Source organism: Neobacillus fumarioli NBRC 102428, assembly GCF_001591485.1.
GTDB lineage: Bacteria > Bacillota > Bacilli > Bacillales > Cytobacillaceae > Neobacillus > Neobacillus fumarioli.
Genome location: NZ_BCUZ01000260.1, coordinates 1 through 829, shown reverse-complemented (window position 1 = coordinate 829; position 829 = coordinate 1). Strand labels below are relative to the sequence as shown.

Genomic DNA, 829 nt, shown 5'->3' with positions numbered 1-829 from the left:
CGCGAGCGGCGCGAGGGTTCAAATCCCTCCTTCTCCGCCATTGTATTTTCTGGCCCCTTGGTCAAGTGGTTAAGACACCGCCCTTTCACGGCGGTAACACGGGTTCGAATCCCGTAGGGGTCATCAGAAACGGGGGATGAGCAAATAACCATTTTCTGTTTCTTGTCTTGAATGATTATACTTTTGGGCTATAGCCAAGCGGTAAGGCAACGGACTTTGACTCCGTCATTCGCAGGTTCGAATCCTGCTAGCCCAGCCATTTATGCGGGTGTGGCGGAATTGGCAGACGCACCAGACTTAGGATCTGGCGCCGTACGGCGTGGGGGTTCGACTCCCTTCACCCGCACCAATAATTACCTCTTGATTTATTGTTATAAAGTTGTTATGATTATATTTGCTGTTACGATATGCGGTCGTGGCGGAATCGGCAGACGCGCTAGGTTGAGGGCCTAGTGGTGGCAACACCGTGGAGGTTCAAGTCCTCTCGGCCGCACCAAAAAAGTATTGACAGCAATAATAAAATGTGCTATTATTTAAAAGTCGCATTTTTAAAGTGCGCCCGTAGCTCAATTGGATAGAGCGTCTGACTACGGATCAGAAGGCTATGGGTTCGACTCCTTTCGGGCGCGCCATAAACTTAATATATTCGGGAAATAGCTCAGCTTGGTAGAGCACTTGGTTTGGGACCAAGGGGTCGCAGGTTCGAATCCTGTTTTCCCGACCATTCAATATAATATATACGCGGGTGTAGTTTAGTGGTAAAACCACAGCCTTCCAAGCTGTTGTTGTGGGTTCGATTCCCATCACCCGCTCCACAATCAAATAATAG

General features: G+C 49.0%; 7 tRNA genes. All 7 read left to right on the top strand.

From position 1 onward, the window contains the following. Positions 1-51: 51 nt before the first annotated feature. Positions 52-123, top strand: a tRNA-Glu gene (locus BFU02S_RS16015). A 61-nt stretch (positions 124-184) separates the two neighbouring features. Beyond that, positions 185-259, top strand: a tRNA-Gln gene (locus BFU02S_RS16010). Positions 260-264: 5 nt separating this feature from the next. Beyond that, a tRNA-Leu gene (locus tag BFU02S_RS16005) sits at positions 265-349 on the top strand. A 60-nt stretch (positions 350-409) separates the two neighbouring features. After that, positions 410-496, top strand: a tRNA-Leu gene (locus tag BFU02S_RS16000). A 59-nt stretch (positions 497-555) separates the two neighbouring features. Beyond that, positions 556-632 (top strand) — tRNA-Arg (locus BFU02S_RS15995). 15 nt (positions 633-647) lie between these two features. Beyond that, positions 648-724 (top strand) — tRNA-Pro (locus BFU02S_RS15990). Between the two features lie 17 nt (positions 725-741). Next, a tRNA-Gly gene (locus BFU02S_RS15985) sits at positions 742-815 on the top strand. Positions 816-829: the final 14 nt, after the last annotated feature.